Origin of the sequence: Saccharothrix xinjiangensis (assembly GCF_039527585.1) — a bacterium.
Classification (GTDB): Bacteria; Actinomycetota; Actinomycetes; order Mycobacteriales; family Pseudonocardiaceae; genus Actinosynnema; species Actinosynnema xinjiangensis.
In genome coordinates, this window is the sequence record NZ_BAAAKE010000010.1 from 1 (window position 1) to 18,352 (window position 18,352).

The following is an 18,352-nucleotide window of genomic DNA, read 5'->3' on the forward strand; positions in this document are numbered from 1 at the left end:
CCACCCCCCGGATCATGCCTTCGACTGGGGGCGTAAGTCATGCCGGACCCGGCGACCACAGCTCCTTGATCAGGAACCACGAAGAAGGTAACGGGGGGTGGGGACCGGAGGGCCTCCGCGGGCACGGTGACCGGCCGGCCGGGACCGGGCTGCCGGGGGCGGCAGCACGCTCACCGCGGCCTGGGCCAGGCCGACGTCGCGCAGCAGGTCGAGCCGCACCGAGTCCGGGCCCTGCACGGCCAGCACCGCGTACCTGCCGCGCGCCGCCACCAGGGCGCGCAGCAGGTCGTCCTTCCCGACGTCCGGCATGCCCAGGACGGTGATCGAGGTCTCCGGGGTGGCCGGCAGGCGCAGCGCGTCCTCCAGCTCCGGCTCCGGGCGGCCCCGGCGGACCAGGCCCCGGCGTTCGAGGTCGGCGTGCACGTCCGCCCGGACGCGGGCGCGCTCGTCCAGGGTCGCGCCGTGCGGGGTGATGTCGAACGGGTAGGGGACCGACCCCGCCCGCAGGTCCTCCCACAGGACCTCGAACGCGGGCGGGGACAGCGTCGCGATGGTGCTCATTCGCCTCTACTCGCCGATGGTGGGTGGTGCGACGAGCCGCTCGTCGTCGAAGTAGTCGTCGGTGGGGATGAGGTACTTGGCCTTGTGCTCCTGGTCCTCGGCTCCCTGACCGGCGCCGCCCGCGCCCGTGCCGCCCGCCGCGCCGGGGGAGCCCGGCGTGCCGCGACCGGCGGCGCCGCCCTGGCCGGGGGTGGCGCCGGCGCCCGTGGGCCCGAAACCGGACTGGCCGCCCGCGCCCAGCGGACCGAACCCGCCGGGGCCGCCGGGCCCGCCACGCCCGGCCATGCCGCCCGGACCGCCGGGGACGCCACCGGGGCCGCCGGCCGTGCCGCCGGGACCGCCCGGCATCCCGGGACGGCCACCGGGCCCGCCGGGACCGCGTCCGGGCGCGTTGCCGCCACCGGGAGGCCCGGGGCGGACGGGCGGCCGGACCCCGGGCGGCGCGGGCGGTGGCACGGGCCTGCGGGGCGGGACGTTCTGGTTGCCCGGCGGCCTGGCGCCCGGCGGCGCGACCCACGGCGGCTGCACCGGCGGCGCGGTCGGGGGCGGCTGGTTGATCGGGGGCGTGACGGTCGGCGGCGGCGGCGCCACGCTCGGCGGAGCGGTCCACGAGGCGTGGGTCGTGCCGCCGAGGTCGCCGCGCCCCGTGCCCGCCGTCTCCGGCGAGCCGACCCGCGAGTCCGGGTTGATCGAGTTCGTGGTGACCGAGGAGGTCGTCCGGCTGGTGCAGGTGGCCGTGCCCTGGTCCTGGGTCACGGTCGGGATCTCGGCGAAGGTCGGCATCGACGAGGTGGCGGACCGCAGCGCGTCGTCCCGCACCTGCATCACCTGGACGGCCTCGGCCTTCGCGCCCTCCGACTTGGCCTTCTGGAGTGGCATGGTCACGGGCAGCGCGACGACCTGGAGGATGTTGCCGCTGCTCGCCGCGTCGGTGAACATCTTCCCGGGGTTGTACTCGACCGGCTAGGGCATGCGGCTCTTCGCCTCGGAGGCGGCGGTCGTCTGGTCGTGCAGCGCCGCGCCGGTGGCGGTGAAGCGGTCGCCGGTCATGTCGCTGAACGCGCCGACCTTGCCCAGGGCGGCCCGGACGCCCTCACCGGCGCTGCCGGTCCACCCCGACTCCGAGCCGCTGACGATGACCTGGAAGTCCACCGCCAACTGCGTGAAGGTGGAGCCGATCGACTCCCGCTCGCCGGCGATCTCACCGGCGAGGCCGGGGTTGAAGTTCTCCTCGACCTGCCGCTTCATGTCCTCGTGCTGGTGCGCGGGGTAGTTCGCGTTCGGCTCGGGGACCGGCGGCTTCTCCATCGTCGTGTCATCCCCCTCGGGACGCGTCGAACAGCGGGTCAGGGCAGCTTGGGCGCGATCAGCTCGGCGGCCTTGGTGGCACGCTCACAGGCCGCCGCGGTGTCCGTCGAACTGGACTTCAGGTTCGCGGTGATCTCCACCGTGGACGAGTCGGTGACCGGGATGAACACCTCGCAGCCGGCCTGACCGCCCCGTGGGGCCGCCACCTGCGTCGCGTCATATTTGCCTATTGTGATCGGCGACGCTTTTTCCTGCTCGATGTCCAGGTCGTCGATCGCCCTGGACATCTCCGGGATGATCTCGCCGACCACCTGTTCGCCGAGTTGCCCGTTCACGGCGCCGATCTCCTCGGCGTAACCGCCGCCCAGGGGCGTCTTGTTGCTCAATTGGACCGACTGCCGCTGGACCTTGGCCAGGGCGTCCTGCATCTCGGTCAGCTTCTTGAGCATCGAGTCGACCGCGTGCGGGTCCACGGAGAGCGCTTGCGCCTCGCTCGCGGCGGCGACCGCCTTGGTCGCGGCGACGATGTCGCTCAGGCCCGTGGTGAACAGGCCGGCCAGGCTGCCGTTCTGCTGGCGGTACTGGTCCATGGCGTACTGGCCGACGTCCCCCGTCGGGCCACCGCTCTCGCCGGTTACGGCACGAACCTCCCCGATTGCGCTCCGTGGTCGGCTCGGGACTGTATCGGGGTGTTCCCGGGTGGGGTGTGCGTTCGACTGCTCGCACACGAACGGGTTAGGGATTCGACTACCGCAGGAGTGCGGTGATCGCGCGGGGGCGGGGCTAGGCTCGACGGGTGGCCCCTGCGGTGGAACTGAACGTCGGTGAGCGCGTGGTCCGGGTGTCCAACCCGGGCAAGGTGTACTTCCCCGAACGCGGCATCACGAAGCTCCAGGTGGTCGAGTACTACCTGGCCGTGGCCGAACCGCTGTTGCGCGCGCTGCGCGACCGGCCCACCACCCTGAAGCGGTACGTGGACGGCGTGACCGGGGAGGCGTTCTACCAGAAGCGGCTGCCCAAGGGCGCGCCCGAGTGGGTCGGCACGGCACGGGTCACGTTCCCCTCGGGACGGCCGGCCGACGAGGTGTGCCCGACCGAGCCCGCCGTGCTGGCGTGGGCGGCCAACCTCGGCACGTTCGACTTCCACCCCTGGCCCGTGCGCGGCTCCGACACCGACCGGCCGGACGAGTTGCGCGTCGACCTCGACCCGCAGCCGGGCACCGGTTTCCGGGACGCGGTGGAGGTGGCGCAGGTCCTCAAGGAGGTGCTGGACGAGCTGGGCCTCGTCGGCTACCCGAAGACCTCCGGCGGGCGGGGCGTCCACGTGGCCGTGCGCATCCGGCCCGAGTGGGACTTCGTGGACGTGCGGCACGCGGTGATCGCGCTGGCGCGCGAGGTCGAGCGCCGGGCGCCGGACCGGGCCACCACGTCGTGGTGGAAGGAGGAGCGCGGCGAGCGCGTCTTCCTGGACTACAACCAGGCCGCGCGGGACCGCACCATCGCGTCCGCCTGGTCGGTCCGCGGCACGCCCCGGGCCACCGTGTCGATGCCCGTGACGTGGGATGAGCTGTCCACTGTGGACCCCGACGACTTCGACGTGCTCACGGCCCCGGGACGGCTGGCGGAGCACGGCGACCCGCACGCCGCGCTGGACGACGAGGCCTTCGGCCTGGAAACCCTGCTGGACTGGTACGCCGACGACGAGCGCGGCGAGATGCCCTACCCGCCCGACTACCCCAAGATGCCCGGCGAGCCGCCGCGCGTGCAGCCGTCGCGCAAGCGGGCGGAGTGACGGTCACCCGAGCGGGTGAGATTCACCCTGGTGAAATGACCCGGTGGCAAGGGGATCCGCGTTGTCGGTCGCGCCAGGCGCTGGTCCCGGGAACCGCTTCGACCGGAGGACGGGACCGCCGGCCCACAGGTCGTTCACCGGGGCGTCGCGCAGCGCCCGCGCAACGTGCACGATGGGCCCGTGCTCGAAAGACGCCTGGAAGTGCTCCTCCCGGCTGACCTGACCAACCGGGAATACGCTGCGCTCACGCACGCGGTCTGGGGGTTGCTCAACGCGACCGGCCTCGCGGGGGACAGCGCGGTGCGCCCCGACGACCGGATCAGCGACGCCGAGCTGAACGCGGCGTTCGACGACGACGTCGCCACGTACCCCTGGGGCCGCCGGTGACCCGGTCGCCCGAGCCGGCCCCGTGACCGTCGACACCGTCGCCGACCTGCCCGGACGCTGGTACGTCCGGCTGTTTTCGGCAGCGGATCGGCCCTGGTCCGACTGGTCCGCCCGTACCATGGACGGGACTGTCGGAGAGAGGGAGGCGCACCGATGACGCAGGCGTACGTGGTGCGGTTCGTCGGCGGCCCCCTCGACGGCCGGGTCGACTCGCACGCCAAGCCGCCGGTCGCGCCGAAGCCGACCGTCACCCACGTGCACCTCCACGGCGGCCCCAAGATCGTCCACCACTACGACCTGGAGTACGCCGTCGAGTACGGCTGCGAGTACCGCCTCCGGGCCGGCGACGCCGAGGACGCCTCCGCCGACGACGCGTCCTGACGGGACGGCACGAGCGGGGGCACGGAGGCGCGGCGCGGGCCGGTCCGAGCGCCGCGTTCGCGAGCTTGACACCGCAAGTCGCAACCAACCGTAGACAGGCGGCACCTGGGCGTTTACCGTTTGCCAGTGTGAGAGCGCTCTCACGCGCTCCCCCTCACAGAGCTGTGAGTCCCTGCTGGAGGTTCCCGTGCGTTCGATCCGCCCACACCTGGCGGCTCTGGCGGTCGCCGTGGCCGCGACCGCCGTCATCCCCCTGGCCCTGCCCGGAACGGCCGGCGCCGTCACCGTCGGTTCCGGCAGCTACGCCACGTCCCGGCCGGCGGGCTCCACCGGCCCGACCAACTCCGACGGCGCGGCCGTCTCCCCGAAGGTCACCTCGCGGGTGGCCGGCCGACCGGTCCCGACCAACGACTGGTGGTCCTCGCTGGCCTTCCAGCGCTACGCGGGCAACCCCTACTCCGAGAACATGTACGCCCACCCGCTGACGTTCCACGCGGCGGCGCAGGGCCTGGGCGTCGGCTACCCGACCAGCCCGGTCGTCACCCCCGACGGCCGCGGCTACGAGTTCATGCACCAGGACGAGCTGTTCATCGGCGTCAGCGGCCTCAACGCGCCGCGCACGCAGGTCGACGGCTGGTCCGACTGGACGGTCACTCCACTGTGGACCGACGGGACGCGCACCCTGCGCACGACCATCGGCCACGGCTCGCCGTACGTCTACGCGGAGGCCACCGGCGGCAACGCCCGGGTCGGCTTCAACGGCTCCACCACGATCTGGAGCAACACCGGCACCACCCTCGGCGTCACGATCAACGGCCACGACTACGCCCTGTTCTCCCCGGCGAACTGGTCGGTCACCGGCACCGCCGAGGCCACCTCGCCCGCGTCGTTCTTCTCCGTCGCGGTGCTGCCGAGCCGGGACGCGCTGAGCCTGTTCCAGCGCTACGCGTTCTCCTTCGTCACCGACACCAAGGTCAGCTGGTCGTACAACTCGGCGAACGCCCAGCTCACCGCCACCTACTCGGCCACGACGACCGCTCGCCAGGGCACCCAGACCGGCACCCTCCAGGCGCTCTACCGGCACCAGTGGCTCAACTCGGCCGACTCCACCACCGCCTACCGCTACACCTCGCCGCGCGGTGAGATGCGGTTGCGCGAGGGCGCCTCGTTCACCACGCGCAGCGCGTTCAACGGCGTCCTGCCGGCCCTCCCCCTGTCGCCGGCAGCCGACAAGAACCGCCTGCGCTCGGAGATCGACCAGGAGCTGAACGCCGCCGACCCGTGGAAGGGCGCGGCCGACACCTACTGGACCGGCAAGGCGCTGTGGCGCCTGGCCGCGCTGGTGCCGGTGGCCAACCAGATCGGCTACACCGACGGGCGCAACCGGCTGCTGGCGCTGGTCCGCGACCGGCTCACCGACTGGCTCACCGCGTCCTCCGGCGAGAGCGGGCGGCACTTCGCCTACGACGCCACGTGGGGCACGCTGATCGGCTACCCCGCCGGCTACGGCACCGACGCCGAGCTGAACGACCACCACTTCCACTACGGCTATTACGCGCTGGCCGCCGCGATCGTCGCGCAGCACGACGCGACGTGGGCGAGCGACGCCCGCTACGGCGGCATGGTCAAGCTGATCCTCAAGGACGCCAACAACCACGACCGGTCCGAGACGCGCTTCCCGTTCCTGCGCAACTTCGACGCCTACGCGGGCCACGGCTGGGCGTCCGGCCACGCGGGCTTCGCGCACGGCAACAACGAGGAGTCCTCGTCCGAGGCGATGATGTACGCCACGGCGGCCGTGCTGTTCGGGCAGGCCACCGGTGACACCGCGCTGCGCGACGCGGGCATCTACCTGCACACCACGCAGGAGACCACGATCGGCCAGTACTGGTTCGACAAGGACAACGCGGTCTTCCCGGCGAACTACGGGCACGACACCCTCGGCATCGTCTGGGGCGCGGGCGGCAGCTACAGCACGTGGTGGACGGCCAACCCCGAGGAGATCCACGGCATCAACATGCTGCCGATCACGGGCGGCTCGCTCTACCACGCCGACTACAAGGCCGACATCCTCCAGAACATCAACGAGCTGCGCGCCAACAACGGCGGCACCGAGGTCGAGTGGAAGGACGTCATCACCCAGTTCCTCGCGCTGGCCGACCCGGCGCAGGCGCTGACCCAGTACGGCGGCGGCCTCGAACCGGAGAGCGGCGACTCCCGAGCCCACGCCTACCACTGGCTGACCTCGCTGAACACCTTCGGCACGCCGGACACCTCGGTCACCGCGAACGTGCCCACGCACGCCGTGCTGAACAAGAACGGCGCCCGCACCTACGTCGCCTACAACCCGGGCACGTCGGCGACCACGGTCACCTTCTCCGACGGGCAGTCGCTGAGCGTGCCCGCGTCGTCCACCGCGTGGCGCGGCCCGGCCGGCAGCGGCACGGACACCGGCTCGGGCGGCGTCGTCCCCACCTCCACGACGACCACCACCAGCACCACGACGACCACCACGACCACGACCACCACGACGACCACCACGCCGCCCGTGAGCCGGGACGCGTTCGGCGCCATCCAGGGCGAGTCCTACGACCAGCACCGCGGCCTGCTGCGCGAGGCGACGTCGGACACCGGCGGCGGCGAGAACCTCGCCGGCATCGCCAACGGCGACTGGGCGCTGTACCGGGGCGTCGACTTCGGCTCCCGCACCGGCAGGCAGTTCACCGCCCGGGTCGCCAGCGGCGCTTCGGGTGGCGTGAGCGGCCTGGTCGAGGTCCGCGTCGGCAGCCCGACGGCCACGCCGGTCGGCAGCTTCTCCATCGCCAACACCGGCGGCTGGCAGAGCTGGCGCACCGTCCCGGCGAACATCTCCGGGCTGACCGGCCGCCACGACGTCTACCTGACGTTCACCAGCGGCCAGCCCGCGGACTTCGTCAACGTCAACTGGATCAGCTTCGGCTCCTGAGCCGAAGCCCCCGGTGAGGGGTCCCGTGTGGACGACGACGTCCGCGCGGGGCCCCTCACCCCGTTCCGGGGTCGGCACCGACTTCCACCGCTGTCGGTGGCATAGGGCACACTTCACGACCGAACACATGTGCGAGTCGTGGAGGTGGCCGAGATGGCGAAGGCGAAGCCGTTGTCCCCCGAGGACATCGAGCACTTGCGCGCGGAGTTGGCCGCGGGCCGCCCGCCCGCGGTCTGGTTCACCTCCGCCGCGGTGGGCGTGGAAGCGGGCCGGTCGGGCAAGGTGATGGCATTCACCGAGCCCGAGGAGGGCGACTTCATCCAGGTGCGGCCGACGGGCGACAAGGACGACCTGTCGTTCTCGCCCGGTGAGCTGACCCTGGAGAAGCCCGCTCCGCGCAAGCGCGCGCCCGCCGCGCCGAAGGAACCCGAGCCGGCGGCGGCGCCGACGACGACCGCGCCGCCGGTCGAGCACATCTACACGCCCGCACCGCCGCCCGCCAAGCCGAAGCCCGCGCCGGCTCCCGCGCCGAGGCCCGCGCCCGCCGCGAAGCCGACGGCCGCCCGCAAGAACAAGCCCGCCGAGGTGACGGTGACGCTGGTGTCCACCGCCGAGGGCGAGTGGACGGTGGACGTGCAGTGGGGCTCGAAGCGGACGCTGAAGGCGGCGCCCGTGGCGGCGTCGGCGGTGGCGCAGGCGGCGAAGCTGCTGCCGGCCGAGGTGGACGAGGCGGTGGAGAGCGTGCTCACGGCCGCGCGGGAACGGCACCTCGCGCGCGTCGAGCAACTGCGCGCGGAACTGGAGGCGGCCCAGCGGGCGCTGGACGACCTGAACGGCTGACCGGCCGACCGGCCGACCGGGCACGTGTTGCCGGCTCGCCGGGCTGCCTGGACCGGGCTGCCTGGACCGGGCTGCCTGGACTGGACTGCCTGGACCGGGCGGTCGGCGAGCCGGGGTCGAGGCGCGGGGTGGGAGGGACCACTGCCTGGCTGCGGCGGCGATCATCGCCCGGCAGGGACAACGGCCATCGCCCAGCAGCGGCGGTGGCTACTGCCTGGCCGCGGCTGGGGCTGTTGCCCGGCGGTGGCCACCGCCTGGCGGCGACCAGCGCCCGACCGCCCAGCGGCCCCTGGGACGCAGCTCCCGGAATGAGCCCCCTGGAACGCAGCTCCCGGGACGCAGCTCCCGGAGCGCGGCCCCCGGGATCAGGGCGGGCAGACCGTGCCCGAGGTCGGCACCACGGCGTTGACCAGGAACTCCTGGGCCGCCGCCGTCGCGCAGGCCGACTGGCCCAGCGCGCCGTGCCCGCTGCCCTGCCAACCGACCACGATCCCCGCCGGCAGCGCCTGGGCCGCCCGCTCGGCCCCCGCCGCCGGCGTCACCGGGTCGGCGGCCGTGGTCAGGACCAGCACCGGCGGCGCGCCCGTCAGCTTCGGCACGTCCACCTTCTGCGGCACCGGGAACGGGCCGCAGGTCAGCAGCTTGCGCGCGAAGTAGGCCCCGAACAGCGGGTGCTTGCCCCGCCAGTCGTCCGCCAGGCTGTTCACCCGCTCCGGCGGGATCCGGGTCGTGGTGTCGTTGCACGAGGTGATGATCCCGGCGTCCAGCCACGGCGGGCTGTCGTCCTGGTCGAGCAGCAGCGGTTCGACGAAGGCGCTCAGCGCGCTCCCGTCCCCGCCCTCCGCCGCGACCAGCGCGTCCGCCAGCGCCGGCCAGCGCGACCGGTCCGCCAGCCCCGCCAGCACCGCCGCCGTGGCCGTGCCGGGGGTCACGTCGACGTCGGAGCCGCGCAGCGGCTCGTCCCGCAGCGACTCCAGCAGCGCCGCGAACCGGTCCTCCGCGCCCGAGCCCAGCGGGCACCCGCGCAGCGCGCAGTCCCGCCCGAACGCGGCGAACGCCTCCCCGGCCGCCACCGCCCGCGCCTCGGCCACGCCCTGCGCGTCCAGCGTCGGGTCCGGCGCGCCGTCGAACACCACCCGGCCGATGCGGTCCGGGTACCGGCTCGCGTACAGGCCGAGCACCTTCGAGCCGTCGCCGACGCCGATGGCGTTGAGGTGCGGCACGCCCAGCGCCTCGCGCAGCTGCTCCAGGTCGGACGACGCCCGCCAGGAGTCGACCGCGGGCAGCCGGTTCTCCAGGTCGATCACGCACTCCTGGCTCGCCCTGGTCAGGGCGTCCTGGAGGTCCTCGGAACCCGGCTCGCCCGGGTCGGCCTCGACGATGGCCTCCCGCGACGAGTCCGGCACGCACTGCACGCCGTCCGACCGGCCGGTGCCCCGCCGGTCGACGCCGATCAGGGTGTACGTGCTCAGCACCTGCGCGGGCAGCGCCGCCGCCAGCCGCGCGGCCTTCAGCGTGCCCGGCTCGCCCTCGGCGTCGCCGACCACCACGAGCGGGCTGCCGCCGGTGCCCACGCGCAGCAGCGCCATCGTCAAGCTGCCGCGGCCGGGCCTGCTGGGCAGGTCGAGCCGCACGGTCAGCCGGGCGCACTCGTACTCCTGGCCGCCCGCGGGCGCGGTGCCGCCCATGCGGTCCCTGGTCGAGTCGGTGCAGGGCGACCAGGCCTGGGCCTCCCGGTCGTAGTTCGCCAGCGGCGGGACCTCGCGGGGGCCGTCGGGCACCACGGCCTGGGACGTCTGCCCGCCGTCGCCGCGCACGGCGATCACCGGGCGGGTCGACGGCCCCGCGCTGCACGCGGCCAGCGCGGTCAGTCCCACCAGGATCAGGGCGACGTGACGCCGACGCGGCACAGCAGGTCCTCGCTCTCTCCCAACAGCGTGGGCAAAGCCTCACACAATTCAGGTGAGGCCCCGGTGAGCGGGCTGTCAGGATGGGTGACGTGGTCATGGCGCAGGTCGGGGGCACGCCCGAACGCAGGTATCCCCGCTCGGGGCCCGTCAGCTCCGCCGCCAGGGCGTTCGGCGCGATCCCCCCGCCCGCGCTGGTGCTGCTGGGCGTGGTCAGCGTCCAGGTCGGCGCGGCGGTGGCCAAGCAGCTGTTCACCACGGCGGGCGCGATGGGCACGGTCACGCTGCGGCTCGTGCTGGCCGCCCTGGTGCTGCTGGTGGTGTGGCGGCCGTCGTTGCGGCTGGACCGGCGGACGTGGATGGTCATCGGCTCGTTCGGCCTGGTGCTCGGCGCCATGAACCTGTGCTTCTACCAGGCGATCAAGCACATCCCGCTGGGCGCGGCGGTCACCCTGGAGTTCCTGGGGCCGCTGGCGGTGGCCGTGTTCGGCTCGCGCCGCTGGCTGGACGGCCTGTGGGCGCTGCTCGCGGCGGGCGGGGTGCTGCTGCTGACCAGGGTGGACGGTGGCCTGGAGCCGGTCGGCGTGCTGTTCGCGCTGGCCGCGGGCGCCTGCTGGGCCGGGTACATCCTGCTGGGCGCGGCGCTGGGCAGCCGCACCTCCGACGGTCGGGGCCTGGCGCTGGCGATGGTGTTCGGCGCGGCGCTGGCGCTGCCGTTCGGCGTGGCCGAGGCGGGCACGGCGCTGCTCGACCCGGTGGTGCTGGCCGCGGGCGCGGCGGTGGCGCTGCTGTCGTCGGTCGTCCCGTACTCGCTGGAGCTGGAGGCGCTGCGCACCATCCCGCCGCGCGTGTTCGGCATCCTGATGAGCCTGGAGCCCGCCGTCGCCGCGGTGGCCGGCCTGGTGGTGCTGCACGAGGCGCTGCACCCGGCGCAGTGGGTGGCGGTGTTCTGCGTGGTGCTGGCGTCCATCGGGGCGACCCGGACGGCCCGCCCGGAGGTGTAGCGGCAGCGCGGGACCAGCTCGGGGTCAGGACCAGCTCGGGGTCAGGACCCCTCGGTCTTCCCCTCCCCGTCCTTCTCCTCCGGCGGCTCCTCCGTGCCCAACTTCCCGTCGAGCAGCTCGCCGCCGCGCCGCTCGAACTCGCCGGCGTAGGCGGCGGTGTACTTCCGGTAGACCGCGAGCCGGTCGCCGCCCGCCGCGACCTCGGCCCGGAACTCGTCGTGCAGCAGGCGCATGGTGTTGACGTCGCCGCGGCGCTGCCTGCTGTGCAGGTAGGGCTTGAACGTCACGTTCAACCCGCCCACCACGGCCGCCGCGAGCAGCAGCACCTTGCCCAGCGCGGTCTCCGACGAGGTGAAGCCGACCGCGAGCACGGCCGGCACCAGGATCATCACGACCGTGTAGGCCACGCCGGTCGTGCGGTGCACGTTCCGCCACAGCATCAGCCGGCGGCAGTCCCGCCGCATCCGCTCGTCCAGTTCGCCGATGAGCGCGTCCACGTCCCCCACCACGACCGGGAGACTACGCGGGTCGCACCTCTCCGCGCAGGACCGACTCCACGTCGTAACGAGCCGGTTGGTCGAGCTGGTCGTAGCGGCACGACCCGGGCTCCCGGTCGGGCCTCCACCGCCGGAACTGGCCGTTGTGCCGCAGCCGGGCCGGCGCGGCGCCCTCGGTCTGCGCGTAGGAGATCTCCAGCACCCGCTCGGGCCGCAGCGGCACCCACTCGGCCTGCTTGCCGCGCCACCGGTTGACCTCGCCGGGCAGCCGGCGGCCGTCCGGCTCGACCAGCCACGGGTGGTCGCCGTCGGTGACCAGCCCGCCCAGCTCGCCGGCCAGCGCCCGCCGCTCGGCGGCCTTGAACGACCCGACCACGCCCACGTGGTGCAGCACGCCGAGGTCGTCGTGCAGGCCGAGCAGCAGCGAGCCGACCGCGGTGCCCGGCTCGGTGTCCTTGTGCCAGCGCAGGCCCGCGACCACGCACTCGGCGGTGCGGGCGTGCTTGACCTTGATCATGGTGCGCTTGCCGGGCGAGTACGGCGCGGCGGCCGGCTTGCCCACCACCCCGTCCAGGCCCGCGCCCTCGAACAGCTCGAACCACTGCCCGGCGACCGCCGCGTCCGCGGTGGACGGCGTCAGGTAGAGCGAGTCGCCGGGCGTGATCAGGGCCTCCAGCTCGGCGCGCCGCTTCGCGCACGGCTCGTCCAGCAGCACCCGGTCGCCCAGCGCCGGCAGGTCGAACGCGACGAAGCTCGCGGGGTGCTGCTCGGACAGCAGCGCGATGCGGCTCGCCGCCGGGTGGATGCGGTCGGTCAGCGCGTCGAAGTCCAACCGGTCGCCCTTGGCGACGACCAGCTCGCCGTCCACCACGACCCGCGGCGGCAGGGTGCGCCGCAGCGCGGCCTCCGCCTCCGGGAAGTACCGGTTGAGCGGCTTGCCGCTGCGCGACTGGAGGACCACCTCGTCGCCGTCGCGGAACACCAGGCACCGGTAGCCGTCCCACTTGGGCTCGAACAGCAGGTCGGCGTCGGTGGGGATGGCGTCGACGGCGGTGGCCAGCATGGGTTGCAGGGGAGGGTTCAGCGGGAGCGCCACGCCGGCCATCCTGCCCGGCCGGCCGCCTCAGCGCACGCGTTCGCGCTCCTCGGCGCCCAGGTCCAGGCGCACGGCCGCGGGCAGCGAGGTCACGCCCAGCGCCCGGCGGGCCCGCGCCAGCACCCGGTCGTCCAGCTCGCGCCACACCGCGCGGACGTCCGCGCCGCGCCGCAGCGTCAGCCGCAACCGCAGGGCGGGCGTGCCGACGACCCACACCTTCGCCCCGGTCACCCCGCCGACCTGCTCGGCGTCCGACCGCACCGCCGCGGCCAGCGCCTTGGCCGTGATCACCAGCCGCTCGTCGACCACCAGGTCGGGGTGGGCCTCGGGCCGCGCCGCCCGCCACGCCCAGCGCAGGCCCAGGAACACCGCGAGCAGCCCCAGCACGACCAGGCCGACCCGCACCGGCGTCGGGTGGCGGCGGACCCAGTCGAGCACGACCGGGTCCAGCACCGGCCGGTCGACCTGCCGGTGGTGCAGGGCGAGCGCCCCGACCCCGGTGAGCAGCGCGAGCAGCCCGACCACGGCCGCCATGACCCGCTCGGTGCGGTTGGCGCGGTTCACCGGGCCGCCCCGGACCGGTCCTTGGGCGAGAGGACCACCACCGACACCTTCGGCCGGACCGGCAGCGGCAGGTCCTCGACCGCCGACCGCGCCGCCTCCAGCAGCCGGGGTCGCAGCGACGCCTCGTCGTGGACGCGGCTCGTGGCGCGCACCCGCACCCGGCTGCGCGACGCCGTCACCGACGCGCCGGACACGCCCTCCTCGGCCCGGACCCGCTGCCCGACCACCCTGGCCAGCGAGGTCGGCGTGGTCACCACCCGCACGTCGTCGGCCGGCGCGTCCAGCGGCACCTCCGGCGTCCGCGCCGCCAGCGCCAGGACCAGCAGCACCAGCCCGCCGGCCGCCACGCCCGCGCCGACCAGCGCGACCGGCCGGTCGGTCCACGCCCAGCCGGCCAGGGACACCCCGGTCAGCGGGCCGCGCCCGGACCACCGCCACGCCACCTCGGCCACCAGCAGCAGCCCGGCGGCGGCCAGCGCCAGCCCCAGCGGCGCCGACAGCGCCCGCAGCAACCCCCGCAGCAGCACCCGCGCCGTCACCTCGCCCGCGCCCGCAGCTCCGCCACCACCACGGCCACCGACCGGACCCGGTAGCCCGTGATCCGCTCGACCTCCTCGGCGACGCTGCGCCGCACCTCGGCCACCGCCTCCCGGACCGGCGCGGGCCAGGGCAGCGCCACCCGGACCGCCACCGCCACGTCGTCCTCCGCGCCGTCCACCTTCACCGCCGACGGCGTCGCGCCGGGCACCAGGCCCACCGCGTGCGCGGCGACCTTCCGCACCACGGACGGGTGAATGTCGAGGGTGCCGCTCACCGGTCGCGCCCCCGTCCGAGCAGGTCGCCCAGGTCGAGCCGCCCGTCCAGCACGCGGCCGACGACCAGCCCGATCACCCCCACCGCCAGGGTCACCAGGAAGGCGGTGAACCCGCTCGTCGCGGCCAGGCCCAGCACCAGGCCCGCCAACAACCCGATCTGCGTCGCGCTCATCAGCCCTCCTAGGTCAGGTCCCGCCGGGGCTTCCGGCGCAGCAGGCGCCACCACGGCCGGCGCTCCACCACCACCGGCGCGTCCCAGCGCTCGTCCAGCTCCTCGCGCAGCGCCGCCAACCCGAGGGCGAACGCGTCGGGGTCGCCGCCCACGTCCGGGTGGTTGGCCCGCACGAACGCGCGGAACTCCGCGCTCCGGCGCCTCACGCGTCCACCAGGTCGGCCACCACGACGTCCACCGGCGCCGGCCCGGTCACCGCGCCGACCCGCTCCCGCAGCTCGGCGACCACGTCGGGGATCGGCCGCCCGAGCCGCAGCACCACCGCGACCCCCACGCGCCCCGCCACCCGGACGCCGACCACGCGCCGCCCCGGCAGGTAGGAGGTGAAGGCGTCGTCGAGCCGCGCCACGGCCGGGTGCGCGAGCAGCGCCGCCTCCACGTCCTCGGCCACGTCCGTCACTCGACGCGGTTCTGGGCGGTGGGCCGGTCGTCGTCGTCCTCGGGCAGGTGGATGTCGTTGACCGCGATGTTGACCTCGATGACCTCCAGGCCGGTGATCCGCTCGACCGCGGTGACCACGTTGCGCCGCACGGCCCGCGCCAGGTCGACGATGCCCGCCCCGTACTCGACCACGATGTCCAGGTCGATCGCGGCCTGCTTCTCGCCGACCTCGACCGCCACGCCCGCGGTGTTGGCGACGCCCGCGCCGGGGATGCGCTCGCGCAGCGCGCCGAACGCGCGGGACACGCCACCGCCGAGCGCGTGCACGCCGGAGATCTCCCGCGCCGCGATGCCCGCGACCTTCTGCACGACCGACGACGCGATGGTGGTCCTGCCCTGCGAGGTGTCGTCGGCCAGGCGGGCGGGGACGTTGCCCTCCGGCTTGGCGGTGCTCTGAGACATGGCGGTCCCTTCCGTGTCGTTGTGCACACGTTCGGATGCGGACCGTCACCGGATCATGTCGGTAATGTGATGCAGGTCACTCTATATCGATGAGGTGGACGTCCACCACGGGCGCCGCCGGGCCCAGTCGCGCCACCAGCTCGTCCGCCAGCCGCGACCGCAACGCGTCCGCCGCCTCCACCGCGGCCGTGCCGTACCGGGCGGCGACCAGCACCTGGAGCCTGCCGTCGTCCTCCACCGCCGCGCCGCGCACGCGCAGGTCGAACCCCTCCGCGAGGTCCACGGCGAGCCGCCGCGACACCGCGAGCACCGCCCGCCCGGACACGGTCAGCCGACCGCCCTCCTGGTCCAGCACCACCGGCGGCCCGCCGCGCACCGCGCCCAGCACCCGGTCCACCAGGCCGGGCGGCGTCGGCACCGGCGTCACGGCCGCCCGCCGCACCAGCCGCCACCGCTCGCGCAGGGCGTCCGCCTCGACCGCGCAGAACGGGCACCCGGCCGCGTGCTCGGCCAGCTCGGCGTCGTCGTCCTCGGTGACCAGGCGCACCAGGTCGGCCTCGGCGCGACCGCAGGGGAGCGCGCTCACCGCGGGTCCCCCAACTTCGCCATGAGCGCCACCCTCGCCCGGTGCAGCCGCGAGCGCAAGGCCGGCACCGGGATGCCCAGCACCTCGGCCACCTCCTCGTAGCTCAGCCCCTCCAGCTCGCGCAGCACCAGCGGCACCCGCTGCGTGGGCTCCAGGGCCGCGACCGCGCGCAGCACCACGTCGGCGACCTCGTTGCGCAGCACGGACACCTCGGGCCCGCCGTCCGCCCGCGGCTCCGGCGCGGACTCCAGCGGCACGGTCGGCCGCGCCCGGCGCAGGTGGGCCAGCGCGGCGTTGGTCACCACCCGGTACAGCCACGTCGACGCGGCGGCGTCGCCCCGGAACCGCGGCAGCGCCCGCCACGCCGAGATCCACGCGTCCTGCACCACGTCCTCGGCCTCGACCGGGTCGGCCACGACCCGCAGCGCCACCCGGTACATGCGCCCGGTGTGCCGGCGCACCAGCTCGTCGAAGGCCGCGGCATCCCCGCCCACGGCCGCCACCAGCAGCGACCGGTCCTCCTCCGCCACGGGCCAACAGCCGGCCCCGTCTTCCGGCGCGCCCGGGTCCTCGCCCTCCGGCGCGCTCCGGGCCTCGTCCCCCGCGACGCCCCGGACCCCGTCAGGCCCGTCCCCGGCCCCGCCTCCCGGCGCGTCGTCCGCCTCGTCGTCCGGTTCCGGTGTCACGCGTCCGCCCGGCGGTACCGCAGCAGCAGGGCGCTGTCGGCGTGCAGCACCGACGCCAGCTCCAGCTGCCGGGGCGCCTCCGGGCCGGTCGCGATCCGCCCCGCGTCCCCGCCCACCAGCAGCGGCGAGAACGTCACGCACAGCACGTCCACCAGGTCGTCCGCGATCAGCGCGCCGAACAGCGCGGGCCCGCCCTCGCAGTCGACCCGCCGCAGGCCGCGCTCGTCCAGCGCCGCCAGCGCCGCGCGGAGGTCCACCCGACCGTCACCGGCCACCACCACGTCCGCGCCGGCCTCGACCAGCGCCCGCCGCCTGCCCTCGGGCGCCGCGGCCGTCGTGATGACGATCGGCGGGACCCGCGTGCCGCCCAGCAGCGGGGACGAGGGCTCGACCGAGCACCGGGCGGTGACCACGGCGATCGGCGGCACGGGGGCCAGCCCCAGCCGGGCCCGCCGCTCGGCGCGGACCTCGCCCGCCTTGACGCCCTGGTAGCCCTCCGCCGCCGCGGTCCCGTGCCCGACCAGGACCACGTCGCACAGGTCGCGGCCGAGCGCGAAGACCTTCTTGTCCGCGGCGTTGCCCAACCCGGCGGACCGGCCGCCCACCGCGACCGCACCGTCCACGCTGGACACGAAGTTCACCTGCACCCAGGGCCGGTCGAGGCCGTCCGGGTAGTCGTAGAGCCGTTCCAGCTCCTCGTCGGTGATCTCGCCGGTGATCCCGCCGTCACGTGGTGGCCACAACATCCGCACGACCACATCCCAGCACGCCGTTACGCTTCGGGCATGTCCGCCACGCGCCTGTCCGACCGAACCCCGCACGTCGAGGCGGACGAGCTGGTCGCGGCGATGGTGCCGCCGCCGAGGTTCGACGGGGTCCGCTTCGACACCTACGCGCCCAACCCGGACGAGCCGAGCCAGGCGGCGGCCGTGGCGGCCTGCCGGGGGTTCGCCGAGCAGGTCTCCGAGGGCGGTCGCAAGGGCTGGCTGGACTCGCTGTTCAAGCGCTCGACCCAGGCCGACGGCAAGCCGGGCCTCTACCTGGACGGCGGCTTCGGCGTCGGCAAGACCCACCTGCTGGCCTCGACCTGGCACGCCGTCCCGGGCCCGAAGTCCTACGGCACGTTCGTGGAGCTGACCAACCTGGTCGGCGCGCTGGGCTTCGCCGAGACCGTGCGGCGGCTGTCCGGGCACCGCCTGCTCGCCATCGACGAGTTCGAGCTGGACGACCCGGGCGACACCATGCTGGTCACCCGCCTGGTCAAGGAGCTGACCGCGGCGGGCGTCTCGGTCGCGGCCACGTCCAACACGCTGCCGGACAAGCTGGGGGAGGGGCGCTTCGCCGCCGCCGACTTCCTCCGCGAGATCCAGTCGATGTCGGCCAAGTTCGAGGTCGTCCGCGTGGACGGCCCCGACTACCGCCACCGCGGCCTGCCGGACGCCCCGCCGCCGATGGCCGACGAGGACCTGCGCGCCAAGGCCGAGAGCACGCCCGGCAGCACCCTCGACGACTTCACCGACCTCTGCCGCGCCCTGGCCCGCCTCCACCCGTCCGGCTACGGCCGACTGGTCGACGGCGTCACCGCGGTCCACCTCAGCGGCGTCCACCCGGCCCCCGACCAGTCGGTGGCCCTGCGCCTGGTCGCCCTGGGCGACCGCCTCTACGACCGCGACATCCCGGTCGCCGTCTCCGGAGACCCCCTCTCCGACCTCTTCACCGCCGAGATGCTGGCCGGCGGCTACCGCAAGAAGTACCTGCGCGCCATCTCCCGCCTGGTAGCCCTCTCCCGCTGACCACCCGAACGCACGACTCGCGCGCCCCGAACGTACGACTCGCGCGACCTGAGTGTTCGACTCGCGCGCGAGTCGTACGTTCGGGGCCACCGTGT

Annotated in this window: 24 protein-coding genes; 7 read left to right on the forward strand and 17 right to left on the reverse strand. The window is 74.7% G+C overall.

Features of this window, described 5'->3' with window-relative positions; genetic code table 11:
* Positions 1–69: 69 nt before the first annotated feature.
* From ABD223_RS21330 to ABD223_RS21345, 4 genes are read right to left on the reverse strand one after another with little or no spacing between them, the layout of a single operon-like run.
* The gene (locus ABD223_RS21330) at positions 70–561 is read right to left on the reverse strand and encodes an ESX secretion-associated protein EspG (protein WP_344038115.1); all 492 of its coding nucleotides are present in this window, start codon (positions 559–561) and stop codon (positions 70–72) included.
* 6 nt (positions 562–567) lie between these two features.
* A complete protein-coding gene (locus ABD223_RS21335) occupies positions 568–1,500 on the reverse strand; it encodes a hypothetical protein (RefSeq protein ID WP_344038116.1) in 933 nt (310 codons plus the stop codon).
* A gap of 24 nt (positions 1,501–1,524) precedes the next feature.
* Positions 1,525–1,869, reverse strand: a complete 345-nt coding sequence (locus tag ABD223_RS21340) for a hypothetical protein (RefSeq protein ID WP_344038117.1) — start codon at positions 1,867–1,869, stop codon at positions 1,525–1,527.
* 38 nt (positions 1,870–1,907) lie between these two features.
* Positions 1,908–2,459: a DUF3558 family protein gene (locus ABD223_RS21345; RefSeq protein ID WP_344038118.1), complete on the reverse strand. Its 552-nt coding sequence runs from the start codon at positions 2,457–2,459 to the stop codon at positions 1,908–1,910.
* Between the two features lie 206 nt (positions 2,460–2,665).
* On the opposite strand from ABD223_RS21345, the gene ligD reads away from it, so the two are divergent.
* The 5 genes from ligD to ABD223_RS21370 all read left to right on the forward strand — a co-directional run bounded on the left by ligD (position 2,666) and on the right by ABD223_RS21370 (position 8,234).
* Complete coding sequence (ligD, locus tag ABD223_RS21350) at positions 2,666–3,661, forward strand: non-homologous end-joining DNA ligase (RefSeq protein ID WP_344038119.1); 996 nt, start codon at positions 2,666–2,668, stop codon at positions 3,659–3,661.
* A 180-nt stretch (positions 3,662–3,841) separates the two neighbouring features.
* Positions 3,842–4,048 carry a hypothetical protein gene (locus tag ABD223_RS21355; protein ID WP_344038120.1) on the forward strand — a complete coding sequence of 69 codons (207 nt, stop codon included), beginning with the start codon at positions 3,842–3,844 and terminating at the stop codon, positions 4,046–4,048.
* Positions 4,049–4,201: 153 nt separating this feature from the next.
* Positions 4,202–4,429 (forward strand): hypothetical protein, encoded by a 228-nt coding sequence (locus tag ABD223_RS21360; RefSeq protein ID WP_344038121.1) that lies wholly within the window; start codon positions 4,202–4,204, stop codon positions 4,427–4,429.
* A gap of 187 nt (positions 4,430–4,616) precedes the next feature.
* The gene (locus ABD223_RS21365; RefSeq protein ID WP_344038122.1) at positions 4,617–7,394 is read left to right on the forward strand and encodes a glycosyl hydrolase; all 2,778 of its coding nucleotides are present in this window, start codon (positions 4,617–4,619) and stop codon (positions 7,392–7,394) included.
* A gap of 153 nt (positions 7,395–7,547) precedes the next feature.
* A complete protein-coding gene (locus ABD223_RS21370; protein WP_344038123.1) occupies positions 7,548–8,234 on the forward strand; it encodes a DUF6319 family protein in 687 nt (228 codons plus the stop codon).
* Between the two features lie 365 nt (positions 8,235–8,599).
* On the opposite strand, the gene ABD223_RS21375 is transcribed toward ABD223_RS21370, so the two are convergent.
* On the reverse strand, positions 8,600–10,144 hold the full coding sequence (locus tag ABD223_RS21375) for an alpha/beta fold hydrolase (protein WP_344038124.1): 1,545 nt from the start codon (positions 10,142–10,144) through the stop codon (positions 8,600–8,602).
* A gap of 80 nt (positions 10,145–10,224) precedes the next feature.
* Between ABD223_RS21375 and ABD223_RS21380 the strand changes: the two genes are divergently transcribed.
* On the forward strand, positions 10,225–11,145 hold the full coding sequence (locus ABD223_RS21380) for an EamA family transporter (RefSeq protein ID WP_380646752.1): 921 nt from the start codon (positions 10,225–10,227) through the stop codon (positions 11,143–11,145).
* A 41-nt stretch (positions 11,146–11,186) separates the two neighbouring features.
* Here the strand turns inward: ABD223_RS21380 and ABD223_RS21385 are convergent, their stop codons facing one another.
* The 12 genes from ABD223_RS21385 to ABD223_RS21440 form a co-directional block, all read right to left on the reverse strand.
* The gene (locus ABD223_RS21385) at positions 11,187–11,654 is read right to left on the reverse strand and encodes a hypothetical protein (RefSeq protein ID WP_344038125.1); all 468 of its coding nucleotides are present in this window, start codon (positions 11,652–11,654) and stop codon (positions 11,187–11,189) included.
* Positions 11,655–11,664: 10 nt separating this feature from the next.
* On the reverse strand, positions 11,665–12,747 hold the full coding sequence (locus ABD223_RS21390; RefSeq protein WP_344038126.1) for an ATP-dependent DNA ligase: 1,083 nt from the start codon (positions 12,745–12,747) through the stop codon (positions 11,665–11,667).
* Between the two features lie 18 nt (positions 12,748–12,765).
* The gene (locus tag ABD223_RS21395) at positions 12,766–13,302 is read right to left on the reverse strand and encodes an Asp23/Gls24 family envelope stress response protein (RefSeq protein ID WP_344038127.1); all 537 of its coding nucleotides are present in this window, start codon (positions 13,300–13,302) and stop codon (positions 12,766–12,768) included.
* Complete coding sequence (locus ABD223_RS21400; RefSeq protein WP_344038128.1) at positions 13,299–13,829, reverse strand: DUF6286 domain-containing protein; 531 nt, start codon at positions 13,827–13,829, stop codon at positions 13,299–13,301. The genes ABD223_RS21395 and ABD223_RS21400 overlap by 4 nt, the downstream gene beginning before the upstream one ends.
* A gap of 8 nt (positions 13,830–13,837) precedes the next feature.
* Positions 13,838–14,116 (reverse strand): Asp23/Gls24 family envelope stress response protein, encoded by a 279-nt coding sequence (locus ABD223_RS21405; protein ID WP_344038130.1) that lies wholly within the window; start codon positions 14,114–14,116, stop codon positions 13,838–13,840.
* Positions 14,113–14,289 carry a hypothetical protein gene (locus ABD223_RS21410; protein ID WP_344038132.1) on the reverse strand — a complete coding sequence of 59 codons (177 nt, stop codon included), beginning with the start codon at positions 14,287–14,289 and terminating at the stop codon, positions 14,113–14,115. Before ABD223_RS21410 ends, ABD223_RS21405 begins: the two co-directional genes overlap by 4 nt.
* Before the next feature lie 8 nt (positions 14,290–14,297).
* Entirely contained in the window at positions 14,298–14,495 is a 198-nt protein-coding gene (locus ABD223_RS21415) for a hypothetical protein (protein ID WP_344038133.1), read from the reverse strand.
* On the reverse strand, positions 14,492–14,749 hold the full coding sequence (locus tag ABD223_RS21420; RefSeq protein ID WP_344038134.1) for a hypothetical protein: 258 nt from the start codon (positions 14,747–14,749) through the stop codon (positions 14,492–14,494). The genes ABD223_RS21415 and ABD223_RS21420 overlap by 4 nt, the downstream gene beginning before the upstream one ends.
* Positions 14,746–15,192, reverse strand: coding sequence for an Asp23/Gls24 family envelope stress response protein (locus tag ABD223_RS21425; protein ID WP_344038135.1), 447 nt, complete (start codon positions 15,190–15,192; stop codon positions 14,746–14,748). Before ABD223_RS21425 ends, ABD223_RS21420 begins: the two co-directional genes overlap by 4 nt.
* A 76-nt stretch (positions 15,193–15,268) precedes the next feature.
* Positions 15,269–15,778, reverse strand: coding sequence for an anti-sigma factor (locus ABD223_RS21430; protein WP_344038136.1), 510 nt, complete (start codon positions 15,776–15,778; stop codon positions 15,269–15,271).
* Positions 15,775–16,308, reverse strand: a complete 534-nt coding sequence (locus ABD223_RS21435) for a sigma-70 family RNA polymerase sigma factor (RefSeq protein ID WP_344038345.1) — start codon at positions 16,306–16,308, stop codon at positions 15,775–15,777. Before ABD223_RS21435 ends, ABD223_RS21430 begins: the two co-directional genes overlap by 4 nt.
* A gap of 152 nt (positions 16,309–16,460) precedes the next feature.
* Positions 16,461–17,210 (reverse strand): pyrimidine reductase family protein, encoded by a 750-nt coding sequence (locus tag ABD223_RS21440; RefSeq protein ID WP_344038346.1) that lies wholly within the window; start codon positions 17,208–17,210, stop codon positions 16,461–16,463.
* A gap of 39 nt (positions 17,211–17,249) precedes the next feature.
* Here ABD223_RS21440 and zapE point away from each other — a divergent pair, with 39 nt between their 5' ends.
* Positions 17,250–18,257, forward strand: a complete 1,008-nt coding sequence (zapE, locus tag ABD223_RS21445; protein WP_344038137.1) for a cell division protein ZapE — start codon at positions 17,250–17,252, stop codon at positions 18,255–18,257.
* Positions 18,258–18,352: the final 95 nt, after the last annotated feature.

Excerpts from the sequence above, each read along its gene's own strand:
- ABD223_RS21380 (WP_380646752.1), top strand. The coding sequence starts at position 10,225 with ATGGGTGACGTGGTCATGGCGCAGGTCGGGGGCACGCCCGAACGCAGG.
- ABD223_RS21330 (WP_344038115.1), bottom strand. The coding sequence starts at position 561 with ATGAGCACCATCGCGACGCTGTCCCCGCCCGCGTTCGAGGTCCTGTGG.
- ABD223_RS21390 (WP_344038126.1), bottom strand. The coding sequence starts at position 12,747 with ATGGCCGGCGTGGCGCTCCCGCTGAACCCTCCCCTGCAACCCATGCTG.
- ABD223_RS21410 (WP_344038132.1), bottom strand. The coding sequence starts at position 14,289 with ATGAGCGCGACGCAGATCGGGTTGTTGGCGGGCCTGGTGCTGGGCCTG.
- ABD223_RS21340 (WP_344038117.1), bottom strand. The coding sequence starts at position 1,869 with ATGGAGAAGCCGCCGGTCCCCGAGCCGAACGCGAACTACCCCGCGCAC.
- ABD223_RS21360 (WP_344038121.1), top strand. The coding sequence starts at position 4,202 with ATGACGCAGGCGTACGTGGTGCGGTTCGTCGGCGGCCCCCTCGACGGC.
- ABD223_RS21425 (WP_344038135.1), bottom strand. The coding sequence starts at position 15,192 with ATGTCTCAGAGCACCGCCAAGCCGGAGGGCAACGTCCCCGCCCGCCTG.
- ABD223_RS21345 (WP_344038118.1), bottom strand. The coding sequence starts at position 2,459 with ATGGACCAGTACCGCCAGCAGAACGGCAGCCTGGCCGGCCTGTTCACC.
- ABD223_RS21335 (WP_344038116.1), bottom strand. The coding sequence starts at position 1,500 with ATGTTCACCGACGCGGCGAGCAGCGGCAACATCCTCCAGGTCGTCGCG.
- zapE (WP_344038137.1), top strand. The coding sequence starts at position 17,250 with ATGTCCGCCACGCGCCTGTCCGACCGAACCCCGCACGTCGAGGCGGAC.
- ABD223_RS21440 (WP_344038346.1), bottom strand. The coding sequence starts at position 17,210 with ATGTTGTGGCCACCACGTGACGGCGGGATCACCGGCGAGATCACCGAC.
- ABD223_RS21370 (WP_344038123.1), top strand. The coding sequence starts at position 7,548 with ATGGCGAAGGCGAAGCCGTTGTCCCCCGAGGACATCGAGCACTTGCGC.